Annotated in this window: 1 protein-coding gene; it reads right to left on the bottom strand. The window is 65.3% G+C overall.

Annotated elements, in window-relative coordinates; all coding sequences use genetic code 11:
* Positions 1-366 (bottom strand): NAD(P)H-dependent flavin oxidoreductase (locus tag LXN01_RS16025; protein ID WP_236866855.1); only part of this gene is annotated, 366 nt, incomplete at both ends.

A 366-nucleotide genomic window follows, 5' to 3' on the forward strand; every position in this document is an offset into this window, starting at 1 on the left:
CATTCCGGCGAGGCGGTCGGTGATGATGGTTTCGGCGTCGGTGACGATGCGGGTGATGAGGTCGTGGCAGGTGGGGATGTCGTCGATGATGCCCATCACCATGCCGACGGTCCACTGGCCGGCTTCGATGTCGCCGGTCTCGAACACCTTCCGGCCGCGGGCACCGGCGACGAGGTGCTGGACGTCTTCGAACTTGCCGCCGTTGTTGAGGATCTCGACGGCTTCGGTGGAGACGGTGTTCTTGTGCACCCGGACGGTGTTGCGCAGCGGCCGGAAGTTGAGGATGGTGTCGAGCTCGGTGCCGTCGACGATGGCCTGCTTGACGTTGTCGTGGATCGGCGCCTCGACGGTGGCGAGGAACCGGGA

This window comes from Brevibacterium daeguense (genome assembly GCF_021729135.1).
Classification (GTDB): Bacteria; Actinomycetota; Actinomycetes; order Actinomycetales; family Brevibacteriaceae; genus Brevibacterium; species Brevibacterium daeguense.